This is a genomic window from Azospirillum melinis, from assembly GCF_013340935.1.
Classification (GTDB): Bacteria; Pseudomonadota; Alphaproteobacteria; order Azospirillales; family Azospirillaceae; genus Azospirillum; species Azospirillum melinis.
In genome coordinates, this window is record NZ_WHOS01000019.1 from 19,998 (window position 1) to 44,367 (window position 24,370).

The window sequence follows — 24,370 nt, forward strand, 5'->3', positions numbered from 1 at the left end:
AGAGGGACACCCCCCTCAGTGCGCGTCTTCCTGTTCGGAATAGCGGTCGTCCTCGCGGCCTTCGCCGTAGAAGTCCTCGGCGGCGTCCTCCGGGGCACGCGGCACACCGCCGCGGCGGATCGCCAGTGCCAGCGCTTCTTCCAGCTCGCGCTGGGAGCAGAGGCCCAGCATCACCGGGCTGCGCGGCTTGATGTTGGCGACGTTCCAGTGGGTGCGGTCGCGCACCGCGGCGATGGTCGGCTTGGTGGTGCCGATCAGGCGGCAGACCTGGGCGTCCGACAGCTCCGGATGGTGCTTCAGCAGCCAGGCGATGGCGTCGGGCTTGTCGCCGCGCTTGGTGATCGGGGTGTAGCGCGGACCCTTGGACCGGGAGGCGACCTGCGGCAGGTCGGCGACCAGAAGCTTCAGGCGCAGGTCCTGATTCTTCTCGCAGCGCTCGATCTCCTGCTTGGTCAACTGGCCATTGGCTATGGGGTCCAGCCCCACCATGCCGACCGCGACCTCGCCGTCGGCGATGGCCTGGACTTCCAGCGAATGCATGCCGCAGAAGGCGGCGATCTGCTCGAAGGACAAGGACGTGTTCTCGACCAGCCAGACGGCTGTCGCTTTCGGCATCAAGGGCAGAGCCATCATCCCTCCTGACAAACTTCTTTACCGGCCGCACCCGCTGGCGGGTGGTGCGGCCGGTCGTTCTAACTGGTTATGCGGCGCGGGGGCGGCTTCGCGACCCGGCTTCGCGACTCCGGGGGCGGCCGCCCCATTCTCGTCACCACGATATAGGGCGAATACCGGTCCGCGTAAGCATGCTTGCGCAGGCGCACCGGGAAATCCCGGCCGCCCGCTCGCCTCTGCTAACCTGTCTTGGCAGCGGATGGCAAGCCCGACGGCGACGCAGCGGTGAAGAAAAGCGCAAAATCAGGCGACGTCCGGCCCCACCGTCAGCACGATCTTTCCGATATGCGCGCTGCTTTCCATCAGCCGGTGCGCCTCGTCCGCCTGTTCCAGCGGGAAGGTGGCGTGGATCTGCGGCTTGATGCCGCCGGTCTCCAGCAGCGGCCAGACATCCTCGCGCAAGGCCGTGGCGATGCGGCCCTTCTCCGCCACCGGGCGGGCGCGCAGCGTCGATCCGGTCAGCGTCAGCCGCTTGGTCATCACCGGAGCCATGTTCAGCGACACCTTCGCCCCTTGCAGGAAGGCGATGGAGACGTGACGGCCGTCCACCGCCATGATGTCGATGTCGCGGGCGATGTAGTCGCCGCCGACCATGTCCAGCACCACATCGACGCCGCGACCGCCGGTCGCCTCGCGGATGACCGCGACGAAATCCTCGGTCTTGTAGTTGATGGCGCGGTCGGCACCCAGTTCCTCGCAGGCGCGGCACTTGTCGTCGCTGCCGGCGGTGGTGAACACCGTTGCGCCGAAAGCCTTGGCCAGCTGGATGGCGGTGGTGCCGATGCCGCTCGATCCGCCATGGATCAGCAGGGTCTCGCCACGCTTCAGGGCGCCGCGCTCGAACACGTTGGTCCAGACGGTGAAGAAGGTTTCCGGCACCGCCGCCGCCTCGACCATCGACAGCGGGCCCGGCACGGGCAGGGCCTGCACCGCCGGCACCACGCAATATTCGGCATAACCTCCGCCGGCCACCAGAGCGCAGACCCTGTCGCCGCTGGCCCAGGTCTCCACGCCTTCGCCGATGGCGATCACCGTGCCGGACAGCTCCAGCCCCGGCAGGTCGGATGCGCCCGGCGGCGGGTCGTAGCGGCCCTGGCGCTGCAGCGTGTCGGGGCGGTTCACGCCGGCGGCGGCGACTTCCACCAGGATTTCGCCGGGGCCGGGCACCGGGGCCGGGCGGCGGGCGGGGCGCAGCACCTCCGGCCCGCCGGGCTGGGTGATCTCGACGCAGCGCATGCTGTCGGGCAGGCTCAGGCCCATGGCGGTCGTTCCTTCGGTTTTGTCTGTTTGGCAATGTCAGGCCCGAAAGGTAGATTTGCCTAACCGGCCTGACAAGCCGGACAACGGGCTGAAAACACGGCAGGGGGAGGCACCCGAACATGGCCATCGACGAGCGTTTCGAGGATCTGGAGCCGCGCAAGGCCAAGCCGGCGCCCAAGGACCTGACCGTGATGGGCGTGGCCGAGATCGAGGCCTACATCGCCACGCTGGAAGCGGAAATCACCCGCGCCCGCGCCGCCATCGCCGCCAAGCAGGCGCAGAAATCGGCGGCCGAGGCATTCTTCAAAAAGGGCTGAAAAAAGCCCCTCTCACGCCGGGGGAGAGGGGCTTCGTCTGTTTGCGGAATGGCTTGCCCTACGTCACCGCCCGATGCCGACCAGATCGCGGTAGCAATGCCAGGAGGCATGCCCGACGACCGGCAGGGCGATGGCCAGCCCGAGGAAGCCGGTGACCATCCCGGCGCTCATGAACAGGGCGATCAGGAAGCCCCAGGCGATCATCGGCTTGATGTTGGCGCGCACCACCGCGATGCTGGTCGCCATGGCGGTGAAGACATCGGTCTCACGGTCCAGCAGCATCGGCACCGACACCACGGCGATGGAGAACACCGCCGTCGCGATGATCCCGCCGAACACCGTGCCGGTCAGCAGAAACGGAATGGTCTCGGCCGAGAAGAAGATGCGGTCTACCAGCTGGTCCAGCGCCGGCGGCTCGCTGGAGAAGAACAGGGCAAAGATCAGGAAAGCGACGCGGATCCAGGCCAGCAGCGCCAGCATCAGCACCATACCGATCCCGGCGATCTGGACGCCGTTGCGGCGATAGGCGGCGACCACCTTGGCCAGCGTCGGCCGCTCCCCCAGCTCCAGCAGGCGGCTGGTCTCATAGAGCCCGACGGCGAACAGGGGCCCGACCAGCATGAAGCCGGCCGCCATCGGCAGCAGCAGATATTCCATGTCCAGCGTTGCCAGCCCGACCACCAGCACCAGGCTGGAGATCACCGCCAGCGCGCCGTAGGCGAAGCTGATGCCGGGGGCGGCCATCATGTCCTGCCAGGCCGATGCCAGCCAGACCCAGGGCCGGTCCATCTCGACCGAGCGGATTGCCGGCAGCCAGCTGGGGGTTTGCGTCCGAGGCGCCTGCACCGAACCGCGAAAAGACGTCATGTCGACCATGAAGACGGCCCTCCCCATCAGCCTAGGAAAGCGCCGGCCGGCGCCCATGACCGGCACTGTCACACAGCCGCCCCGATAGTCGCAATAGGGAACTATCGGCATACCCAATAGTAACAAAAAAGCAGAGGTTATTCCCACTCCGTAGCTTGGTCTTTGCCGCGCTTTTGGCTTATGCGGTCAGTCCTCCCCGTCCAGCTTATGCCCATCCAAAGTCTGAGTGCGCCGCTCGGCATCCTTGAGGTCGCGCTCCTTCTCCGCCTTGGTGCGGCCGAATCGGGCCCGATTCGCCTCCGCTTCCCTGGTGCGCTCCGCCTTGTCGCGGGTCTTGCGGAAACGGTTGAGGTTGACCACGTCGCCCATGGCACGGTCTCCGGTGGCTGTTTTCAGGGGGTTCGGCGCCGCACGGCCGATTCCGGCACGCGGCGGGACGAAAAACGTTGCGAAAAATCCGGGCGGATCCCGACTTGGCCGTGGGATTGCCCAAATTGCTTGTTTCTTCTGCGGGCGCTAGCTTACCGAAGGATGGCGCGCACCGGAAGCGGACGGTGCGGTGGGTGGGGGAACTGGTCTTTGTATAGACGTGGCAAAGGGGCGCGGCCGACGACAGGGCCGGTCGCAGGGAAGGCGGAAACCCGGTGAAGAAGATCCTGATCGCTGTACTGGCCGGACTGGCGGTTTCGGCCGGTCTGCTGCTGGCGGCGCCGAGCCTCATTGACTGGAACGCCTACAAGGGCATCATCGCCGAGCGGGTGTCGCAGGCGACCGGCCGCCAGGTGGAGTTGCGGGGCGACGTCGGCTTCACCCTGCTGCCGTCGCCGGCGCTGACGGTGCGCGACGCCCGGCTCGCCAACGCCGCCGGCGCCGCCGAACCCGACATGGTGCGCCTGAAGAAGCTCGACGCCCGGGTGGCGCTCGGCCCGCTGCTGGGCGGCCGCATCCAGGTCGAAAGCATCGCGCTGGTCGAACCCACCTTCGTGGTCGAGGTGCTGAAGGACGGCCGCATCAACTGGGACCTGTCCACCGCCGGTACCCGCGGCGGCGACGGGCTGGGGGCGGCCGAGGGGCTGGTTTCCGCCGTCAGCTTCGATCAGGTGCTGATCGACAACGGCACGATCATCTATCGCGACGACCGCAACGGCCGGACCGAGACGGTGGCGGGCCTCAGCGCCCGCATCGCCGCCGGCAGCCTGAACGGCCCCTTCCAGATCCAGGGCGACTTCCGCCTGCGCGGCCTGTCCCTGCATGCCGAGGCGACCGCCGGCCGCTTCACCGAAGGGGCGGCGGTGCCGGTGCGCGCTACCCTTTCGATGCCGCACACCGACGCCACCCTGCGCTTCGCCGGCATCCTGACCGGCGGCGGCAACAGCGGGGGCAATGGCGGAGGCGCGTCGAAGGTCCAGGGCGATATGCGCGCCGAGGGCAGCGACTTCGCCAAGCTGATCGGCTCCCCCAAATCCTCCTGGGCCCCGGCGGCGCTGGCCCAGCCCTTCAGCCTGCGCTCGACGGTGGAGGCGGGGACCAGCCTCGCCACCTTCTCCGGGCTGGAAGCGCAGCTGGGCGACACGCGCGCCACCGGCAACGCCACGCTCCGCGCCGGCGATCCCTCCAAGCGCGAGGAGCCTCGCACCGAACTGACCCTCGCCGTCAACCGTCTCGACCTCGATGCCTGGCTGGCCCAGGGCGCGCGCAGCGGCGGCAACACCGCGTCCGCCCCATCCGCCACTTCCGGCACCGTGGACGCTTCCGGCGGCGGCAAGGCGCAGTCGCTGTCCATCGTGCTGCCCGCCGGGGTGGAGGCCAAGCTGGATGTCGCCGTCGACGCCATCGCCTACAACCGCGGCGTTGTGCGGCAGGGCCGGATCGAGGCCAGCCTCTCCGGCGGCCGGCTGAACATCGACCGGATCAGCGCGCTTCTGCCCGGCGGCTCCGACTTCGTCGCGGCGGGGGAGGTGACGACGCCGGGCGGCCAGCCGACACTGGACGTGCGGATGGAGGCGAACGCCGACAACCTTCGCGCCCTGCTGGACTGGGCGAAGCTCGACCTGCACGGCGTCCCGACCGACCGGCTGCGCCGAGCCTCGCTGTCGGGCCGTCTCCAGGGCCATGCCGACCGCTTCGAGCTGTCGGGCCTCGATTTCCGCTTCGACAGCAGCCGCCTCAGCGGTGCCATCGCCTATGTCGACCGCGGCCGTCCCGCCTTCGGCGCCCGGCTGGAGCTTGACCGCCTCAATCTGGACGGCTACCTGCCGGGCGATCCCGCGACCGCGCAGACGCCCTCCCAGGGGTCTTCCCAGACCGCTGCGCAGCCGGCCAACCGCGCCGTCGGCCCGCGCAATGGGACCGCCAACGGCTCCACCGGTTCGGCCCAGACGCCGCAGCGCATGATCGGCCTTGCCGACGCCAACCTCGATCTGCGGATCGGGCAGCTGACGGTGGGCGGGCTGCCGGTGCAGGGGCTGCGCCTCGACGCCACGGTCGCCTCCGGCGCGCTGACGGTGCGCGAGGCCAAGGTGGACGACATCGCCGGTCTCCAGGCCCGCATCGACGGTCAGGTCGCCAGCCTGATCCCGCTGCGCGGCGTGAATCTCGCCCTGACGGCCGATGCCAAGTCGCTGGGTGGCCTGCCCAGTGCCGTGTCGTGGCCGCGCGGCCTGCCGGTGCCGGAGCGGATGGGCGCCGTCAGCGCCAAGGCGCGGCTGGCCGGCGACGGCGAGCGGCTGGCGGTGGAGGCCTCGGCCGGCATGCTCGGCGGCACGCTGGAGGCTGGCGGCGTTCTGCTCGGGCTGGACCGCACGCCCGGCGCCGACCTCAAGCTGCGCCTCACCCATCCGGAGATGGGGCGGATCGCCGCCCTGTTCACCGACACGGGCTTGGTCCGCGCCTATGGCCCGCTCGATCTCTATGGCGAGCTGTCTGGTTCGGCGGCGTCGCCCACCTTGAACAACCTCCAGGGGCTGGTCGCCGGCGTGCCCCTGCGCGGCAAACTGGTGCTGGACCGCAAGGCTGAACGCCCCGCCTTCCAGGCCGACATCCAGACCGGCGACCTCGACCTCGACCGGCTGCGCAACGCGCCGCTGGTCGGCGACGGCGCCGGTCGTCCGGCCGCAGCCGCCGGCGATCCCGCCGCAACGCCGGCCAACCCGCTGTCCGACCTCGCCTGGATGGAGTCGCTGGACGGCCGCCTCGGCCTGACCTCCACCTCCCTGACGGTGGGTGGGCAGCGCATCGCCCAGCCGGCGCTGCGGGCGACCCTGTCCAAGGGCGTCGCAACCCTGGAGCAGCTGGACGGCGAATGGCAGGGCGGCCAGATCGGCCTCAGCGGCCGTCTCGCCACCGCGGCCGGGCAGGCGCCGAAGCTCGACGCCGATCTCACTGTCATCAAGGCCGACACGGGCAATGCGCTGTCCGGCCTCACCGGGCTCGGCCTCAGCGGCGGCACAGTCGATCTCGACGTGACCCTGTCGGGCAGCGGCCATGGCGACGCGCTGCTCCGCAGCCTGACCGGCCGCGGCCGGGCGGTGGCGTCGGGCGGCGTGCTGCGCGGCGTCGACCTCGCGGCATTGCGCAGCCGCCTTGCCGGGGTGGAGCGCACGCAGGAGGTGCTGACCGCGGTCGCCGGCGCGCTCCAGGGCGGAGAGACGAAGCTCGACCGGCTCGATGCCCGCTTCACCATCGACAACGGGGTGATCCGCACCGAGGACGCCCGCCTGATCACCGCGCCGGCCGATGGCACGCTGGCCGGCACCGTCTCGCTGGCCGAGGAAGAGGTGGATCTGGGTTTGACCCTGAAGGTGAAGACGGACGGCGACCTGCCGCCGCTGACCCTGCGCATGACCGGTCCCTGGGCCGCCCCGACCCAGACCCTGGACCTGAAGGCGCTGCGCGACCGCTTCAACGCGGCCCCCGCGAAATGACGGCCGGCCCAAATAATGCCCCGGCGAAATTGACGGCCTGCCCACACGGCCAAGGGCGTTGAAGTCGCCGCGCGCGGCGTCCATAATGAACGAACGGTAACCGGAAGTCAGAGCGATGCAGGTGGACAACAGGATTTTGGACGATCTCGCCCGTGTGGCGGGTGGCGCTCTCGGCGCCTTCTCGTCCTTGCGCGAAGAGGCCGAAGGCCAGCTTCGTGCCCAGCTCGAACGTGTTCTGTCGCGGATGGACGTGGTCAGCCGCGAGGAATACGAGGCTGTCCGCGCCATGGCCGCCAAGGCCCGCGAGGAGCAGGAGGCGATGACCGAGCGGCTGGCTGCCCTTGAGGCGACCGTCGCATCGCTGAGCGCCGCGAAGGCGCCGCTGCCGGTCCCGGTCGAGGCCGCCGGTGTCCCCGCCGTGGTCGAGACTGATCCGGCGGGCGTCAAGCCGGAAGAGGGCAAGCCCGGCAGCCCCGGCAGCAAGGCCACCCCGGCCGCCTGAGTGTCGCCGCCGCCGCCCACACACCCGACGCTCCCTCCCGTCGTCCCTGTCCGCGCCGCTTCCCGCGGCCGGATGGGTGTGCGCCAGCGCCAGTCTCTCCCTCGATTCAGCCCGTTTCTTCATCATCTTGGGGTATTGGCCCGGACCGCGCGCTGTCGCCGGCGCGTCTCTTCGGTCCGGGTGAACGGTACAGCCCATAGCGCCTTCACAGGAGGACGCGGACATGTCGGCAGTTGCCGTCGAAACCACCACTTCCGCCCACAATCCGCTCGACGTGGTCGAGGAGATCGTCACTGCCAACGAATGGCCCTTCGACCGCGCGACCGAGGACGAGCTGGTCGTAGAGATCGGCGGGCGCTGGTGCGATTACCGGCTTTATTTCGTCTGGCAGCCGGACGTCAGCGCGATGCAGTTCTCCTGCCAGTTCGACATGAAGGTCCAGGCCGCCCGCCGCACCGCCGTCGCCGAGTTGCTGGCCGAGGTCAACGGCCGCATGTGGCTTGGCCATTTCGACGTCTGCTCGGAAGAGCATACGCCGATGTTCCGCCAGACCATGCTGCTGCGTGGCTCGCGCGGTGCCGCGGTGGAGCAGCTTGAGGATCTGGTGGAGATCGCCCTATCGGAATGCGAGCGCTTCTATCCCGCCTTCCAGTTCGTGATCTGGGGTGGGAAGTCGGCGTCGGAGGCGGTGTCCGCCGCCATTCTCGACACCATGGGCGAAGCGTAACAGGACAACAAGCGTAACAAGACAAGATGCCTGGGCGGGAAAGCCCCGGCGAACCGGAGAGGGGCAGGGTTTATGACGGCGGAATCGGGTGCGTCGCTGCTGTTGGTCGGCTGCGGGAAGATGGGCGGGGCGATGCTGGACGGCTGGCTTGCCGCCGGCACCGCGTCGCGCGTCGTGGTGGTCGACCGTGCGGGCCTGCCGCAATCGGTGGCGGGCGACTCCCGTGTCACCCTGGCATCCGGCGCCGACGCCCTGCCGGACGGCTTCGTTCCCGACGTGGTCGTCCTGGCGGTGAAGCCGCAGGTGATGGAGGAGGCGCTGCCATCCTACCGTGCCCTGGTCGGCCCCGACACCGTCTTCCTGTCGATCGCCGCGGGCAAGACCATCGCCTATTTCGAACGGTTGCTGGGGGAGGGGACGGTCGTCGTCCGCTCCATGCCCAACACGCCGGCCGCCATCGGTCGTGGCATGACCGTCGCCGTCGCCAATTCCCGTGTCAGCGCTGCCCAGCGCGACCTGTCCGACCGCCTGCTGCGCGCCGTCGGCGATGTCGCCTGGGTGGAGGACGAAGGGCTGCTGGATCCCGTCACCGCCGTGTCGGGCAGCGGCCCGGCCTATGTCTTCTTCCTGGTCGAGGCGATGGCCAAGGCCGGCGAGGCCGCCGGACTGCCCGCCGATCTGGCGATGCGGCTGGCCCGCGCCACCGTGTCGGGCGCCGGTGCCCTTCTCGACGCCTCGCCGCAGCAGGAGGCCGCGGACCTGCGCAAGGCGGTGACCAGCCCGAACGGCACCACACAGGCCGCGCTCGAGGTGCTGATGGCGCCGGAGGGCTTGCAGCCGGTGATGACCTCCGCCATTGCCGCCGCCGCCCGGCGGTCGCGCGAACTGGCGGGTTGAGGGACGCGGCCATGACGGCGCTCAGCCCCTCCGCCGCCCGGGTCCAGGCCCTGCTCGACAGCATCGGCCTCGGCCATCGCGTGGTCGAGCATGAAGGCAGCACCCGAACGTCGGAGGATGCTGCCAACGCCGTCGGCTGTGATGTGGCCCAGATCGCCAAATCGCTGATCTTCCGCACAAAGGAGACCGGTCGTCCGGTTCTGGTCGTCGCCAGCGGCGCCAACCGGGTGGACGAGAAGGCGGTGGCACGGCTGATCGGCGAAAAGATCGAGCGGGCAGACCCGGAGTTCGTCCGTGAGTCGTCCGGCTTCGCCATCGGCGGCGTTCCGCCCATCGGCCATGCCGTGCCGCCGCTGGTGCTGATCGATGACGACCTGCTGCGGCTGGAAACCATCTGGGCGGCGGCCGGCACGCCCAATGCCGTTTTCCGCCTGACCCCCGCCGATCTGGTCAGCATGACCGGCGGCCGGGTGGAAGCTGTCCGCAAGGCATGATTGAACGGTTGGGCGGGTGACGTTCGCCCGTCCACGCACCACCTTATAAGGCGATCCCTGTCGCCTGGAGGTGGTGCCATGTCCGACATGTCGTCCGACAAGCCTGAAGACAACAGCTTCCGCTCCGATCCCACGGACTCCGATTCGCTCGACCGCGCCGTCGCTGCGGCGGCGATGGGGCTGGCGGCCGAGAAGGGCTGGCGGCGCGTCGGCCTGCTGGAGGTCGCGCATACCGCCGGTATCCCGCTGTCCCGCTTCCATCATCGCTATCGTGGGCGCGCCGACGTACTGGCGGCGGTATCGCGCGTCGCCGACGCCACCGTTCTGGCCGGTGACACTCCCGTCGATCCGACCGAATCGGCACGCGACCGTCTGTTCGACGTGATGATGCGCCGCTTCGACGTGCTTCGTCCGTACCGAGAGGGTTTGCGGTCCGTCGTGCGCGACCTGCCGGCCGATCCCGCGGCGGCGCTTGCCTTCTCCTGCAGCTTCGGCCGCTCCATGGCATGGATGCTGCGGGCGGCGGGGATCGATCCCGACCGGCGCGGCGGGGCGGCACTGGTGGCCGGCCTCGGCACCGTCCATGCCCGCGTCATGCGGGTGTTCCTCGATGACGACACCGCCGACCTGTCGCGCACCATGGCGGCGCTGGACAACGCCCTGCGCGGGGCGGAACGCTGGGGCGCGACCTTCTGCCGCTGGACCCGGCCGCGGGGGCCGCTCGGCAAGCAACCGGGAACAGAGTCCATGGCATCAGGCATTTAGCAACGGAGCGGCGAGCCCGGGTAGGGGGTTTTTCCCGCCAAGGTTATGCTGCGGCGCAAAAAAGCGGATTGACTAACTTTTCAGCACTCTGCATAGTCGGCCTCTGTAATGTTGCGACGCAACATGCCCGTATTCAGATGCGGGTAGCAAACACCGATGCTGGGATGAGAAACATGGCCAAGATCAGCGGTAACCCCTTCCTCGAATTCGATCCGTCCAAGCTGATGGGCGACCTGAAGGTTCCGGGTGTGGACGTCGAGTCCATCATCGCCAGCCAGCGTCGCAACATCGAGGCGGTTACCGCCGCCAATCAGCTCGCCTTCGAAGGCTTCCAGGCCATCGTCCGCCGTCAGGCAGAAGTGCTGCGCACCGTCGCCGAAGACGTGAACCGCGCCGTCGGTGAGCTGTCGGCCGCCGGCACCCCGGAAGAGAAGGCCGCCAAGCAGGCCGATCTGGTCAAGGCCGCCTTCGAGAAGTCGCTGTCGAACATCCGCGAGCTGAGCGAGATGATCGCCAAGTCGAACACCGAGGCTGCCGAGATCCTGACCAAGCGCGTCTCCGACAGCCTGGACGAGGTCAAGGCCGCCATCGCCAAGGCGAAGGCCTGATCCTTTCCGGTCAGCCGGATTTCCACGAAGAGGGGTCGCCATTGGCGGCCCCTTTTTCGTTTGCGGTGTCTGTCTCGTTCGGCCCCCACTCTGGTTTGAGGGAGGCTGCGTGCACTTGCCCATTCCGATGCCGATCCTGGCGCGCTACCCTGGCATGGATCGCCAGAACCGCATCGGACCTGTCATGACCATCAGCTACGACGATTTCGCCAAGGTCGACATCCGCGTCGGCACCGTCCGCACCGTCGAGGCCTTTCCCGAGGCGCGCAAGCCGGCATACAAGCTGACCATCGATTTCGGCGGCGAAATCGGCACCAAGCGCAGTTCAGCCCAGATCACCAGCCACTACCAAGCCGATGCCTTGGTCGGCCGGCAGGTGCTGGCGGTGGTGAACTTCCCGCCCAAGCGCATCGGCCCCTTCACCAGCGAAGTCCTGTGCCTTGGCCTGCCCGATGCCGAGGGCGCGGTGGTTCTGGTCGGTCCGGATCATACGGTGCCGGACGGCGCGCGGCTGTTCTGAGAAGTCATCCTGAAAGATTCGAACACTTTCCATGGTCTGAAATATCAGTTCAAGGTTGAAGTGTTGCAGGCGCAATAAGGCGACAAGTTGCCGCAGGGGTTGTGTGTATTTTAAATGAATGCAGTCTAACCAGGATGGCATAGTGCGGAGCGACTACGACCTCGCATTTGCAACATGTTTTTCTGGTGGATGGTACCCATGGACGCCCTGCGCTCCTTTGTCGGCCGGCTTTCGATTTCTACGAAAGTCACCGTGTTGAATCTCGTCGGCATGCTGGTCCTCAGCACTGCGATCCTGTTCGCCATTGGACAGGTGATCGTTCGCGATCTGGAACGGCAGGCGATCGAGATGCAGCGTCTCAGCATGGACATCGCCTGGTCCTCGCTGCAGGAGCGCGGCGGCCATTTCACCATCGCTGATGGGAAGCTGCTGCTGGACGGTGTCGTGATGAACGACAACAATCTGGTGGTCGACAAAATCAAGCGCATCACCGGCGGCACTGCCACCCTGTTCCTGGGCGACCGCCGGATTGCCACCAACGTCACCGCCGCCGACGGCAGCCGTGCCGTCGGCACGACGCTGGCGCAGGGGCCCGCCTACGATTCGGTGCTGCGCCGGGGCGCGCCCTTCCGCGGCATGGTCGAGATCCTGGGCGAGCCCTACTATGCCGCCTATGACCCGATCAAGGATGCATCCGGCAACCCGGTCGGCATCCTCTATGTCGGCATCAAGAAGGCGGAGGTGTTCAAGACCTTCGACGACAGCATGCGCTTCGCCACCATGCTGGTGGTGCTGTGCGCCGTCGTGCTGGCGGTTCCGGGCTATCTGGTGTCGCGCCGGTTGCTGCGCCCGCTGGGCCAGCTCAGCCATGTGATGACCGCCCTGTCGTCGGGCGACCTGACCGCCACGGTGGCGGGCTCCGAGCGTCTGGACGAGATCGGTGCCATGTCGCGCTCCGTCCTGGTCTTCCGCGACGGCATGGCCGAGGCCGAGCGCCTGCGTGCCGAACAGGAGCGCCAGCGCATCGAAGGGGAAGCGCAGAAGCGCAGGGCTCTCCAGTCGATGGCCGATACGGTGGAGTTGGAAAGCCGCCATGCGGTGGAGCGGGTCGCCGCCCGCACCCAGGAGATGGACCACAATGCCGGCGCCATGGCGAAGTCGGCCGGGCTGGTTGGCGCCAACGCCCAGAACGTCGCCGCTGCAGCGGCGCAGGCGCTCAGCAACGCCCAGGCGGTGTCGTCGGCCGCCGAGCAGCTTTCCGCCTCCATCGAGGAGATCGGCACCCAGGTCGGCCATGCGGCCGGCGTCACCCGCGCCGCCGTTGCCGCCAGCAACCGGACCGAGACCACCATCGAATCGCTGTCCTCGGCCGTCGGCCGCATCGGCGATGTTGCCGAACTGATCCAGGGCATCGCGGCCCAGACCAATCTGCTGGCGCTAAACGCCACCATCGAGGCGGCGCGGGCAGGGGAGGCGGGCAAGGGCTTCGCCGTCGTGGCGGGAGAGGTGAAGAACCTCGCCAACCAGACATCGCGGTCGACCGAGGAGATTTCGCGCCTGATCGCCGAGATCCAGTCGGTCACCGCCCGCAGCGTGGAGGAGGTGCGCGACATCAGCCGCACCATCGGCGAGATCGACGCCATTTCTGGCACGGTCGCCGCTGCGGTGGAGCAGCAGGCGTCGGCGACCCAGGAGATTTCGCGCAACGTCGCCCAGACCGCCGGTGCCGCAACCGATGTGTCGACCCGCATCGACGAGGTGTCGCGCGAGGCCAAGGTGACGGAGGAGCGGGCCGACGTGCTGCGCGCCGGCGCGTCGGAGGTGACTCACAGCATCGATGAACTGATGCATGTGTTGGTCCGCGCCGTGCGTACGGCGACCGATGATGTCGACCGCCGCAGCTTGCCGCGCTACCGCGTCGAGGCGCCCTGCACCGTGGAGGGGCCGGAGGGCCGTTTGACCGTCCGGCTACTGGACATCTCCCGCCACGGCGCGGCGCTTGCCGAGGCCGACGCGGTCGGCGCCCGCGGCACCCTGCTGTTCGACGGCCTGGGCGTGGCCTTGCCCTTCGAGGCTTTCAACCGGGAGGAGGGGGTAGTGCGCATCCGCTTCCGGCTGTCGGAGATTGACCGGCAGGCCTTCGACGCCCGCTTCGACCGATTCGAAGAGGCGATGGCCGGACGCCGCCTGACGGCCTGATCCCGGCTGTCCGGATGGATTCCGGCCGGGGAGCGGTGACGGACCGCGCGGATCCCTGACGGTCCCAGCGCGGTTCCGATCTCGGTTCCGGGTTCCGTCAGACCCCGGCCCGGCGGACGGCGGCGTGGACGTGTGGCGGGGTCATGCCGGTCCGCGCCTGCTCGAGGGCGCTTTGCTGGCGAGCGGCGAAGACGCCCGCTTCCGTACGGTTGCGGAAATGCAGCTTGGACAGCACGCTGCGCACCATCGACTTGATGACCGCTTCCGACAGATCCAGCGCGTTGGCGATGGTCCGGTTGTTCATGCCCTCGCCTAGCAGGCGCAGGGTCTCGAACTCCGGATCGGACAGACGCGGCAGCAGCGTCAGCCGGATCTCGTCCACGCCCAGGCGCGACAGGAACTGCTTGGGCATCAGGCAATGGCCTTCCAGCCCAAGGTCGAGCAGCTCGTTGATGCGATCGACGTTCAGATCCTCGAACACCCAGGCGTCGGCGAAGGCCAGGATATGGGCGGCGTCCAGCAACTCGCGGGAAGACAGCACGACGACGATCCGCGAGCGGCGGGACAGCCGCAGATAGACCATCGGTTCATTCTCGCGCAGTGCGGTGAACTGCTGCAACCCGATCAGGATCGCATCCGGCGTCAGTGCGCTCTGGGTCAGCTCCCCGATGTCGTGCAGGACCGTGACGCGATGGCGGCCGCCCCGGTCGAGCTGCTGGACCACGTTCTCGGTCAGCGCGTTGTTGTCGAGGATCAGGCAGACATGCATGGGAGTCACCGCGTTGCGGGTCTGGTGAGATGCTTTCTCATGGGCGTACTCATGGTGTGTGTGCATGGGTCAGCTCTGTCTGGAGGAGGCATCCACGGCCGGCCCGGCTCAGGGCATTGCCGCCTGCGTCTAAGGGTTGAGGAGGAACCGGCCGGTTGGCCCAGGCACGTCATGGATTGGGTCACGTCGTTGGGGAATATTGCGGGATGAAAGTATTTGCGTGCGGACCGCAGACTCCCTCCTTGTCGGGGTTCGGGAAGTCCTGTTCGCACCGCGTGATTTAGAAATGATTGGTGCTCTTCGTAAATCAGGCGATGGATGATCAGCCAAGATCGCTTCCCGTCTCCTTGTTGGTCGCCTCAGGTTTCGAAACGGTAACACCTATGGAATGATGTGTGCTGGCCGGGTCACACGGGAATGCGCGTTGGTACAGGCATCCTTCAGGACTATCCTTTCGGTTTCGCAACGGCTTTTCCCTCCTCTATTGCGTGTTCGAATCGGGATTAGCCGCATCCCTGCCACACGAACGCCGCAAAGATGGCAAGGTTCCAGAAAAATTCCCGTCGCTAATGGAGACAGCAGGTCTCTTTTTGAATGAACCCGTCCGGATCGAATGAATCCAATGGATGTGTGCGATAACTCTATTCGCGGACGCAATAGAATCTATGACCTTAGGCAGAGCCGTTTCTTGCCGGTCGCATGACGAACGGTGCCTCGAAGGAGGGTTGCGGCTTCGAATGACCTATGGCCCTTGTCGGGATACAGAGCCCCTTCCGATCGTGGTATCAGATACTCAACACAGAGAAGAACAGCCCCACAACGGCAGACAGCCTTCCGGCCGATGCCCGGATCGGGGCCGCAGTAAAAATCGGCCACCAAGCCGTGCAAGCGGCATGAAATCGGTGACCCGGGTGCCGCGGGGGCGCACGGGGCGAGATTGACAACAAGCCCTGACGGGCGGTCGTCCGCAAAGCGGACGGCACCGGCAAGGGCCGGCGAGCGAGGATGACGGGGACCATGAAGATTCTGATCGGGGACGACCATCTGCTGTTCCGCGAAGGCCTGCGGCGTCTGCTGGAACAACTGCAGGGCGATGCCAGTTTCGTGGAGGCCGGCACCTTCGACGAGGTTCTGGAGCAATGCCGCACCAGCGGCACCTTCGACATCATCCTGATGGATCTGCATATGCCGAACTGGCCGGGCTTCGACGGCCTGCGCGAGATTCAGGCGCTGCAGCCGGGCGTGCCGGTGGTGGTGATCTCCGCGTCGGAAGCGCTGGGTGACATCCGCGGCGCGCTCGACCATGGTGCGACCGGCTACATCCCGAAGTCGAGCAGCGTGAAGGTCATGATGGGCGCCCTGAACCTCGTGTTCTCGGGCGGCATCTACCTGCCGCCGGGCGCCCTGACCGCCAGCATGGACGCCGCCCCGCGCCGCCGGACCGTCGACATGTCCGACCGCAACGCCGGCTACGGCCTGACCCAACGCCAGCGCGAAGTGCTGGAATGCCTGCGTCTCGGCAAGTCGAACAAGCAGATCGCTTATGAGCTGGGCCTGTCCGAAGGCACGGTGAAGATCCACGTCACGGCCATCTTCAAGTCGCTGGGCGTTAAGAACCGCACCCAGGCCGTCATCGCTGCCGCCGCCATGTCGGCGTAAGCCGCACCGAAGCTTTCCAATAGGAATCGACCGATCCGGGGCAGGTCCGGGTCGTGGGAATGGGCTGCGGGGCATCGCCTCCGCGGCCCATTTTCTTTTGCCTGCGACCACATCCCTCCACCGCGAGACAGCCTGCCTCTTGACCGGGTGGGCTGCCCGATGCTATCCGCCCCTCTTGATCTTGTGGAATCATCCGTCCGGATAGCCGGCCGGCTGGGTTCCGCCTGACCCGCGCCGCCATCCGGGCCGTGCGCGAAGCCGCCACCGCAAGGACGCCACCGCAGCGCCATGAGCGATATTTTCCGCGAAGTCGACGAGGATCTGCGCCGGGACCGCGCGGAGCACCTGTTCAAGAAGTATGGCGGCGCCATGATCGCCGCGGCCGTCCTGGTCGTCGCCGGCACCGGCGGCTACAGCTTCTGGCGCCATTGGCAGGCACAGAAGAAGCAGGAGCAGACCGCCGCCCTCGTCACCGCCATCTCGCAGAGCGGCCAGGGGCCGGAGAAGGGTGTCGACGCGCTTGCAGCGTTCGCCGGCTCCGCCGATCCCAGCCTCGCCGCCATTGCCCAGTTCAACGCCGCTGCGCTGATGATCCGCCAGGGCAAGGGCGCCGACGCCGCGACCGTCTATGACGGCATCGCCGGCAACGCCGCCGTGCCTGCGCAGTACCGCGACCTCGCCACCCTGATGGGGGTGATGCAGCGTGCCGACAGCGGCGATCCGGTGCAGCTGACCGCGAAGCTGCAGCCGTTGACTACCGACACCAGCCCCTGGCGTTTCTCGGCGCGCGAGCTGACGGCGATGCTGGCCGCCCGTGCCGGCGACACCGAGAAGGCGCGCACGCTCTACAAGCAACTGGCAGATGACCAGCAGGCCCCGTCGGGCGTGCGCGGCCGCGCCGCCGATCTCGCCTCCCTCTACGGCAAGGGCTGACCCGGGCCATGAAGACCAAGACCGAGAAGACCGCAATGGCCGGTTCGATCCGCCGCGCCGCGCTGCTGTCGGCATCGCTGCTGACCGTCCTGCTCGCCGGCTGCGACACCATCGACAGCTGGATGGGCAAGACTCCCGATCCGCCCCTGCCGGGCAAGCGGGTCGCCGTGCTCCAGCGCGAGCGCAAGGTGGAGCCGGATGCCCAGCTCGCCGCCACCGCCGTCACCGTGCCGCCGCCGGTCACCAACGCGGCCTGGGCGCAGCCGGGCGGCACGCCGGACCATGTGCTGGGCAACCTCGCCTTGTCGGCAAACCCGTCCGACGCTTGGCGCGCTGACATCGGCGCCGGGTCCAGCAGCTCGCGGGCGCTGCTCGGCACGCCGGTGATCGCCGATGGCCGCATCTTCGCGATGGATGCCGATTCGCACGTCACCGCGCTGAACGAGCGCAGCGGCCAGTCGCTGTGGCGGTTCGATACCCGTCCGGAGAACGAGCGCGGCGGCGCCACCGGCGGCGGTGTCGCCTATGCCGACGGCCGCGTCTACGCCGCCACCGGCTTCGCCGAGGTGCTGGCATTCGACGCGGGCAGCGGCAAGGTGCTGTGGCGCAAGCGCATCGCCGGCCCGGTCCGCGGCGCGCCGACGGTCGCCGGCGGCCGTGTGCTGGTCATCACGCTGGACAACCAGACCATCGCGCTGTCCACCGACGACGGTGCGGTGCAGTGGTCGCAGCAGGGCATCCTGGAAACCGCCGGCCTGCTTGGCGCCGCCAGCCCGGCCGCCACCGGCACGCTGGTCGTCTCCCCTTATTCCTCAGGCGAGCTGTTCGGCCTGCGTCCGGAAAACGGCCGTGTCGCCTGGCAGGACAGCCTCGCCAACATCCGCCGCAGCGGTGCGCTGAGCAATCTGGCCGACATCCGCGGCCTGCCGGTGGTCGACCGCGGCGCCGTCTATGCCATTGGCCATTCCGGCCGCATGGTCGCCATCGACGAGCGCATCGGTGCCCGCATCTGGGAAACGGAGATCGGCGGCGTCCAGACCCCCTGGCTGGCCGGCGATTACCTGTTCACCGTCACCAACGACCAGGAAGTGGTCGCGGTGGCCCGCCAGAACGGCAAGGTCCGCTGGGTGGCGCCGCTCGCCCGCTTCAAGGATCCGGAGGACAGGTCCGGTCCGATCGTCTGGTCCGGCCCGGTGATGGCGGGCAGTCGCCTGTGGGTCGCCGGTTCCAACGGCCAACTGCTCGGCCTGTCGCCGTCCGACGGCAAGGTCGAGGTGACCCGTTCGCTGCCCACCGGTTCCTACTTGTCTCCGGTCGTTGCCAACAACACTCTCTATGTGCTGTGCGACAACGGAACGCTCGTCGCGTTCCGCTGATCGCGGATTTCCTCCGTCTGTTGTGAAAGGCCTTTGGCCCCATGTCGTTCACCGTGGTCCTCGTCGGTCGGCCGAATGTCGGCAAATCGACCCTCTTCAACCGTCTGGCCGGCAAGAAGCTGGCCCTGGTGGACGATACGCCGGGCGTCACCCGTGACTGGCGCTCGGCCCCGGCCCATGTCGGCGGCCTGTCCTTCACGGTGGTCGATACCGCCGGTCTGGAGGATGTGACCGACGACAGCCTGGAGGCGCGCATGCGCCGCCAGACCGAGCAGGCCCTGGCCCGTGCCGACGTCGCGCTGTTCATCATCGACGCCCGCGCCGGCATCACGCCACTGGACCGCCATTTTGCCAAGCTGCTGCGCCGCGGCAAGACGCCGGTGCTGCTGGTCGCCAACAAGACCGAGGGCAAGGCCAGCCAGCCCGGCATGTTCGAATCCTACGAACTCGGCCTGGGCGATCCGATCCCGCTGTCCGCCGAGCATGGCGAGGGCATGGCCGATCTGGTCGAGGCCCTTCTGCCTTACGCTCCGCCCGAGGAGTCCGACGAGGCCGAGGACGCCGACGACGGCTTCGACCCCTCCATCCCCATCGGCGACCAGCCCGAGCCGGAGGAGGATCGCACCAAGCCGATCCAGATCGCCATCGTCGGCCGTCCGAACGTCGGCAAGTCGACGCTGCTGAACAGCCTGCTCGGCGAGGAACGCGTGCTGACCGGGCCTGAGGCCGGCATGACCCGCGACGCCATCGCCGTCGACTGGGAGTGGCGCGACCGCCGCTTCAAGCTGGTCGACACCGCCGGCATGCGCCGCCGCGCCCGCGTCGACGAGAAGGTCGAAAAGCTGGCGGTCGCCGACAGCCTGCGCGTCATCCGCATGGCGAATGTCGTGGTGCTGGTGGTCGATGCCGCCGCCATCCTCGACAAGCAGGATCTGACCATCGCCCGGCTGGTGATTTCCGAGGGCCGCGCCCTGGTGATTGCCGTCAACAAGTGGGATGCGGTCGAGGACCGCGCCATGGCGTTGCGTCAGGTCGAGGACAAGCTTGAGGCCTCGCTCGGTTACATCAAGGGCGTAAAGGTCGTCACCATCTCGGCGCTGAAGGGCCATAAGCTCGACACGCTGCTGGACGGCGTGCTGGAGACCTACACGGTCTGGAACCGCCGCATCCCGACCGCCCAGCTGAACCGCTGGATCGAAGGCGTTCTGGACCACCATCCGCCGCCCCTGGTGGAGGGCCGCCGGGTGAAGATCCGCTACGTCACCCAGGTGAAGACCCGTCCGCCGACCTTCGCGCTCTTCGTCAACAAGCCGCTGGATCTGCCGGAAAGCTACCAGCGTTACCTGACGACGCATCTGCGCGAGAGCTTCGACATGCCCGGCGTGCCGGTGCGCCTGCTTCTGCGCAAGGGCAAGAATCCGTACGCGGACGAATGATCCCGATGTGCCCTCTCCCCGATGGGAAGGGGGCACGACGAGCACCGGTAATGTTGTGGAGCGTGATCCGAAACGATCACGCTCCACATAAAGCTTTTCGCTGACCTGCGTCCGCCTGTCGAGCGGCTTTACATGTTGTCGATGGGAAGCCTTGATCGCTGAAGTGGCAGGCGCTGTTATCCGCCCAGCCCCGGCTTCCCAGAGACGATTGTCCGCCGGCCTGCTCCTGAAATTTGGAAGCCGCCGCCTCAATCGTCCGATCCAGTCCCTTGATTGTGCTCGCCGGGATCGTCCGGGGCCTCACCATAGATCATCAGGGCGACCGATTTGAGAGCGGCCCTCTGTGACGGGCGGGCTCACACCGAGCCATGTGATTGACTCTCCCCAGGTAAATCCCGTCTCGACAGCGAAGCCTGCAACTGATATCCATTCTCATGAAATTGAGAGCCATTCGCAGTCCGGGAGTGATGGATGTTCATCGATAAGATCGCTGGGGTCGCTTTTGCCGTCGGTGCCTTGACCGCCTTTTCCGTTCAGGCGCAGGAAGTCAACATCTACAATTCGCGGCATTACAATACCGACCGCGCGATCTATGAAACCTTCACCAAGTCGACCGGTATCAAGGTCAACATTATTGAAGGCAACCATGATGAACTGATCCAGCGCATGAAGTCGGAAGGCGCCAGCAGCCCGGCCGATCTGTTCATCACCGTCGACGCCGGCCGTCTGGCCGCTGCCGCCAAGGAAGGGTTGCTCGCCTCCGTCACCTCGCCACAGCTCGATGCGATCAAGGTCCCGGCCAACCTGCGCGACCCGAACGGCGCCTGGTGGGGCCTGTCCAGCCGCGCCCGCATCGTGGTCTATGCCCGTGACCGGGTGAAGCCGGAGCAGATCAAGGATTACGAGGATCTCGCCAAGCCGGAGTGGAAGCATCGCGTGCTGACCCGCAGCGGCACCCATCCCTACAGCTTGGCCCTGACCGCCTCGATGATCGAAGCGCTCGGCGAGGAGAAGACGGAGGAGTGGGTCAAGGGCCTCGTCGCCAACCTCGCCCGTCCGCCGCAGGGCGGCGACACCGACCAGATTAAGGCGGTCGCGGTGGGTGAGGGCGATCTGGCCATCGCCAACACCTATTATGTCGGCAAGATGATCACCTCGGCCAAGCAAGAGGACCGCGAGGTCGCATCCAGGATCGGCGTGATCTTCCCCAACCAGGGGAACCGCGGCACCCATGTGAACCTCAGTGGCGCCGGCGTGGTGAAGACCTCCAAGAACCAGGATAACGCCCGCAAGCTTCTGGAATATCTGCTGAGCCCGGAGGCGCAGCGCCAGTTCGCCGACGGCAACATGGAATATCCCGTCAACCCGGCGGTCCAGCCGCATCCGGAACTGGTGAAGCTGGGCAGCTTCAAGGCGGCCGAGGTGAATGCCGCCTCCTTCGCTGCCCACACGCCGCAGGCGCTGCGCATCATGGACCGTGCCGGCTGGAAGTAAGATGACAGAAGCCCTTTCTCCGTCCGCTCTTTCTCCGTCGGTCGTCCTCTCCGGCATCACCCACCGCTACGGTCGCCCCGACAGCGGCGTAACGGCGGTCGACGGCGTCTCGCTGTCGGTGGCCCCGCGCGAGGTGGTGTGCATTGTCGGCCCGTCCGGTTGCGGGAAGTCGACCTTGCTGCGCCTGATCAGCGGACTTGAGGCGGTCCAGAAGGGCGAGATCGCGGTGGACGGGCAGGTGCTCGCCACCGCGGGCCGGTCGCTGCCGCCGGAAAAGCGGCCGGTCGGCATGATGTTCCAGGACTTCGCGCTGTTCCCGCACCTGACGGTGGCGGGCAACATCGCCTTCGGCCAGACCGACCGTCCGCGCGCCGAACGCCGGCGCCGGGTGGACGAGTTGCTGGAGACCATGGCGCTGACCCGCTATGCCGACGCCTACCCGCACACCCTGTCGGGCGGCCAGCAGCAGCGGGTGGCGCTGGCCCGCGCCATGGCGCGCGACCCCAAGGTCCTGCTGCTGGACGAGCCGTTTTCCGCACTGGACGAGCAGCTTCGCCGTTCGGTGCGGGAGGAGGTGGTGCGGATCATCCGCGCCAGCGGCATCGCCACCGTCGTCGTCACCCACGACCCGGAAGAGGCGATGGAGATGGGCAACCGCGTGGTGGTGATGGAAGCCGGGCGCATCGTCCAGGCCGACACGCCGGTGACCCTCTATCAGCGCCCGGCCAACAGCTTCGTCGCCCGTCTGTTCGGCGAGGTGAACCGCTTCGAAGCGACGGTGCGCGACGGGCAGATCGTCACTCCGCTGGGCCGGATCATGGCCCCCGGCCTGCCGGGTGGGACGAAGGTGGAGGTCGCCTGCCGGGTGGAGGATCTGGAGCTGCTTCCGCCGGGCACCCGGCCCGATGCCGTTCCGGTGCGGGTGCGCCATTCCAGCTTCCTCGGGCCAGCGACCCGGGTGTGCCTGGATTTGGCCGGGTCGGAGGTCCATGCGCGCCTGCCCGGCCATGTGGACGTGCGTGCCGGCGAAGAGCTGTTCGCCGCGATGGCGGCCGACCGCGCGATGGTGTTCCCGGCAGAGTGAGCGGGGAGGGGCGGGAAGCCTCAGGCCCCCGCCCGCACCTCGTCCTCGCCGAATTGCAGCCGGCACAGCCGGGCATAGGCTCCGTCGGCGGCCAGAAGCGCCTCGTGCGGGCCCTGTTCGATGATGCGCCCGCCTTCCATCACCACAATCCGGTCGGCATTGCGCACCGTCGCCAGACGATGGGCGATCACCAGTGTGGTGCGACCCTCCGTCAGCCGTTCCAGAGCAGCCTGCACCAGTCGTTCCGATTCGCTGTCCAGCGCACTGGTCGCCTCGTCCAGCAGCAGGATCGGCGCGTCCTTCAGAAAGGCACGGGCCAGCGCCAGGCGCTGGCGCTCGCCGCCCGACAGCTTCACGCCGCGGTCGCCGATCACCGTGTCGTAGCCCTCCGGCAGCTTCGACACGAAGTCGTGCGCGGCGGCTGCCTTGGCGGCGGCGATCACGTCGTCCATCCCGGCATCGAGCCGGCCGAAGCAGATGTTCGCCCGCACGGTGTCGTTGAACAGCACGGTGTCCTGGCTGACGATGGACACGGCACCGCGCAGGCTGCGCAGGGTGGCGCCGCGGACATCCTGGCCGTCGATCAGCACCTCGCCACCCGTCACGTCGTAGAGGCGGGGGATCAGGTTGAAGACCGTCGACTTGCCGGCGCCGCTGCGCCCGACCAGCGCCACCGTGCTGCCGGCCGGCACGTCGAGGTCGATGCCCTTCAGTGTGTCGGCCCCGGCCTCATAGGAGAAGCGGACGCCGCGCAGCGCGACGACACCCGTCGAGACGGAGAGCGGCTTGGCGCCCGGCTGCTCGACGATGGTCGGCTGCTGGTCCAGCAGTTCGAAGATGCGCTGGGCGGCGGCAAGCCCTTCCTGCAAGGCTGCGTTCAGCGTGCCGATGGCGCGCACCGGCTGGGCCGCCATCAGGAGGGCGCCGACGAAGCCGGAGAAGGCACCGACCGACCCTTCTCCCATCGTCATGCGATAACCGGCGAAGGCGATCACGCCGGCAACCGCGACGCCGCCCAGTACCTCCATCATCGGGTCGATGCGCGAACGGGCGCGCACCGCCTTCATCGTCAGCAGGTAGTTCTCGTGGAAGGCGCGGCCGGCGCGGGCGCGCTCATAGTCTTCGAGGTTGTAGGTCTTGACCATGCGCGCGCCCGACAGGCTTTCGGTCAGCAGCGAGGTCATGTCGCCCATCTGCGCCTGGGTGTCGCGGGAGACGCGGCGCAGACGCTTGCCGATCCGCACGATGGGAACGGCGGCGATGGGATAGATGATGAAGACGATCAGCGACAGCAGCCAGTCGAGATAGAACATCGATCCTACCAGCGCGATCACCGTCAGGATGTCGCGCACCAGCCCGGTCAGCGTCCGGGTCAGCGCATTGCGGATCAGATCGACGTCGTTGATGAAGCGCGAGGTCAGCGACCCGGTGGGGGTGGCATGAAGCTGTGCCATGTCGGCGGTTTGCAGGTGCGTGAACATCGCCAGCCGGACGTCGGCGATGATGCGCTGGACGATGTCGCTGGTTACCACCGTCTGGGAATAGAGCGACGCGCCCTTGATGATCGTCACCGCGACGATGGCGAGCGGGATCGCCAGCAGCATGCCGCGGTCCTGGGCGGAGAACATGGCATAGGACCGGTCGATCAGCAGCGGATAGGCGCCGGTGGTTGCCGCCACCACCGCCATCAGCACGAAGGACAGCAGCAGCTTGCCGCGATAAGGTCGCACCCATTCGCGCCACATCCGGGCCGCCAGCCGTTCGGTCGCCGCATCCAGGCGCAGGGGCTTGCCGCTCTTGTTCGTCACGGTCGCATCCGATCATCTTGTCCGATGGGGATGGCTTAGCCCATGGGCTTCGGCTTTGTC

Annotated in this window: 22 protein-coding genes; 16 read left to right on the plus strand and 6 right to left on the minus strand. The window is 67.7% G+C overall.

The features are described from left to right. Positions 1–15 precede the first annotated feature (15 nt). Positions 16–630 carry a DUF1013 domain-containing protein gene (locus GBZ48_RS16050; protein WP_109442700.1) on the minus strand — a complete coding sequence of 205 codons (615 nt, stop codon included), beginning with the start codon at positions 628–630 and terminating at the stop codon, positions 16–18. A gap of 285 nt (positions 631–915) precedes the next feature. After that, the gene (locus GBZ48_RS16055; RefSeq protein WP_174471934.1) at positions 916–1,932 is read right to left on the minus strand and encodes an NAD(P)H-quinone oxidoreductase; all 1,017 of its coding nucleotides are present in this window, start codon (positions 1,930–1,932) and stop codon (positions 916–918) included. Between the two features lie 119 nt (positions 1,933–2,051). On the opposite strand from GBZ48_RS16055, the gene GBZ48_RS16060 reads away from it, so the two are divergent. Beyond that, on the plus strand, positions 2,052–2,249 hold the full coding sequence (locus GBZ48_RS16060) for a DUF1192 family protein (protein WP_174471935.1): 198 nt from the start codon (positions 2,052–2,054) through the stop codon (positions 2,247–2,249). Between the two features lie 63 nt (positions 2,250–2,312). On the opposite strand, the gene GBZ48_RS16065 is transcribed toward GBZ48_RS16060, so the two are convergent. Beyond that, positions 2,313–3,125, minus strand: coding sequence for a DUF2189 domain-containing protein (locus GBZ48_RS16065; RefSeq protein WP_174471936.1), 813 nt, complete (start codon positions 3,123–3,125; stop codon positions 2,313–2,315). Positions 3,126–3,302: 177 nt separating this feature from the next. Next, positions 3,303–3,485, minus strand: coding sequence for a DUF4169 family protein (locus GBZ48_RS16070; protein WP_174471937.1), 183 nt, complete (start codon positions 3,483–3,485; stop codon positions 3,303–3,305). A gap of 275 nt (positions 3,486–3,760) precedes the next feature. On the opposite strand from GBZ48_RS16070, the gene GBZ48_RS16075 reads away from it, so the two are divergent. The 9 genes from GBZ48_RS16075 (at position 3,761) to GBZ48_RS16115 (ending at position 13,751) form a co-directional block, all read left to right on the plus strand. Further along, entirely contained in the window at positions 3,761–7,039 is a 3,279-nt protein-coding gene (locus GBZ48_RS16075; RefSeq protein WP_174471938.1) for an AsmA family protein, read from the plus strand. A 115-nt stretch (positions 7,040–7,154) separates the two neighbouring features. Then, positions 7,155–7,541 (plus strand): accessory factor UbiK family protein, encoded by a 387-nt coding sequence (locus GBZ48_RS16080; protein WP_246307230.1) that lies wholly within the window; start codon positions 7,155–7,157, stop codon positions 7,539–7,541. 223 nt (positions 7,542–7,764) lie between these two features. Then, positions 7,765–8,268, plus strand: coding sequence for a type III secretion system chaperone family protein (locus GBZ48_RS16085; protein WP_085089634.1), 504 nt, complete (start codon positions 7,765–7,767; stop codon positions 8,266–8,268). A 72-nt stretch (positions 8,269–8,340) separates the two neighbouring features. Beyond that, on the plus strand, positions 8,341–9,165 hold the full coding sequence (gene proC, locus GBZ48_RS16090; RefSeq protein WP_174471939.1) for a pyrroline-5-carboxylate reductase: 825 nt from the start codon (positions 8,341–8,343) through the stop codon (positions 9,163–9,165). Between the two features lie 11 nt (positions 9,166–9,176). Beyond that, positions 9,177–9,659 (plus strand): YbaK/EbsC family protein, encoded by a 483-nt coding sequence (locus GBZ48_RS16095; protein ID WP_174471940.1) that lies wholly within the window; start codon positions 9,177–9,179, stop codon positions 9,657–9,659. A gap of 78 nt (positions 9,660–9,737) precedes the next feature. After that, the gene (locus tag GBZ48_RS16100) at positions 9,738–10,424 is read left to right on the plus strand and encodes a TetR family transcriptional regulator (RefSeq protein ID WP_174471941.1); all 687 of its coding nucleotides are present in this window, start codon (positions 9,738–9,740) and stop codon (positions 10,422–10,424) included. A 173-nt stretch (positions 10,425–10,597) separates the two neighbouring features. Continuing rightward, complete coding sequence (locus tag GBZ48_RS16105; RefSeq protein WP_174471942.1) at positions 10,598–11,032, plus strand: phasin family protein; 435 nt, start codon at positions 10,598–10,600, stop codon at positions 11,030–11,032. 184 nt (positions 11,033–11,216) lie between these two features. Further along, entirely contained in the window at positions 11,217–11,552 is a 336-nt protein-coding gene (locus tag GBZ48_RS16110) for a tRNA-binding protein (RefSeq protein ID WP_174471999.1), read from the plus strand. 252 nt (positions 11,553–11,804) lie between these two features. Next, a complete protein-coding gene (locus GBZ48_RS16115; RefSeq protein WP_343049559.1) occupies positions 11,805–13,751 on the plus strand; it encodes a methyl-accepting chemotaxis protein in 1,947 nt (648 codons plus the stop codon). 97 nt (positions 13,752–13,848) lie between these two features. Here the strand turns inward: GBZ48_RS16115 and GBZ48_RS16120 are convergent, their stop codons facing one another. Further along, on the minus strand, positions 13,849–14,586 hold the full coding sequence (locus GBZ48_RS16120) for a response regulator transcription factor (RefSeq protein ID WP_246193703.1): 738 nt from the start codon (positions 14,584–14,586) through the stop codon (positions 13,849–13,851). A gap of 951 nt (positions 14,587–15,537) precedes the next feature. Between GBZ48_RS16120 and GBZ48_RS16125 the strand changes: the two genes are divergently transcribed. The 6 genes from GBZ48_RS16125 to GBZ48_RS16150 all read left to right on the plus strand — a co-directional run bounded on the left by GBZ48_RS16125 (position 15,538) and on the right by GBZ48_RS16150 (position 22,502). Then, a complete protein-coding gene (locus GBZ48_RS16125) occupies positions 15,538–16,179 on the plus strand; it encodes a response regulator transcription factor (RefSeq protein ID WP_098739653.1) in 642 nt (213 codons plus the stop codon). Between the two features lie 288 nt (positions 16,180–16,467). Beyond that, positions 16,468–17,112 carry a tetratricopeptide repeat protein gene (locus GBZ48_RS16130; protein ID WP_174471944.1) on the plus strand — a complete coding sequence of 215 codons (645 nt, stop codon included), beginning with the start codon at positions 16,468–16,470 and terminating at the stop codon, positions 17,110–17,112. A gap of 8 nt (positions 17,113–17,120) precedes the next feature. Continuing rightward, positions 17,121–18,488: an outer membrane protein assembly factor BamB family protein gene (locus GBZ48_RS16135; RefSeq protein ID WP_174471945.1), complete on the plus strand. Its 1,368-nt coding sequence runs from the start codon at positions 17,121–17,123 to the stop codon at positions 18,486–18,488. Between the two features lie 41 nt (positions 18,489–18,529). Beyond that, positions 18,530–19,924 (plus strand): ribosome biogenesis GTPase Der, encoded by a 1,395-nt coding sequence (gene der / locus GBZ48_RS16140; RefSeq protein ID WP_174471946.1) that lies wholly within the window; start codon positions 18,530–18,532, stop codon positions 19,922–19,924. 471 nt (positions 19,925–20,395) lie between these two features. Next, a complete protein-coding gene (locus tag GBZ48_RS16145) occupies positions 20,396–21,418 on the plus strand; it encodes a Fe(3+) ABC transporter substrate-binding protein (RefSeq protein ID WP_174471947.1) in 1,023 nt (340 codons plus the stop codon). Between the two features lies 1 nt (position 21,419). After that, complete coding sequence (locus GBZ48_RS16150) at positions 21,420–22,502, plus strand: ABC transporter ATP-binding protein (protein WP_174471948.1); 1,083 nt, start codon at positions 21,420–21,422, stop codon at positions 22,500–22,502. A 20-nt stretch (positions 22,503–22,522) separates the two neighbouring features. On the opposite strand, the gene GBZ48_RS16155 is transcribed toward GBZ48_RS16150, so the two are convergent. Continuing rightward, positions 22,523–24,310: an ABC transporter transmembrane domain-containing protein gene (locus GBZ48_RS16155; RefSeq protein WP_174471949.1), complete on the minus strand. Its 1,788-nt coding sequence runs from the start codon at positions 24,308–24,310 to the stop codon at positions 22,523–22,525. Positions 24,311–24,370: the final 60 nt, after the last annotated feature.